Below are 207 nucleotides of genomic sequence, written 5' to 3' on the forward strand. Positions count from 1 at the left end.
CGTCATCAAGAAGTCTGGCCAGAACACGAACAGAATCGAAAAGCAATTCAGAGTCATAGGGTGCATGAATATTGGTTTCAACAACGGTGCAGTCTACGCGCACCTTGCGGCCTTTCTCAATACCTGCGTCCTGGGCATAGCCGATCAACACCCTGTTGATCTCCTCCCATGTGGCTTCGGATATAGCTTTGATTGTTTTTTGCAGCG

Annotated in this window: 1 pseudogene; it reads right to left on the reverse strand. The window is 48.8% G+C overall.

From position 1 onward, the window contains the following. Positions 1–207: pseudogene (locus tag JWH17_RS23545) on the reverse strand (ISNCY-like element ISDol1 family transposase); the annotation flags it as partial.

Source organism: Desulfogranum marinum, assembly GCF_016918565.1.
GTDB classification, from domain to species: Bacteria; Desulfobacterota; Desulfobulbia; order Desulfobulbales; family Desulfobulbaceae; genus Desulfogranum; species Desulfogranum marinum.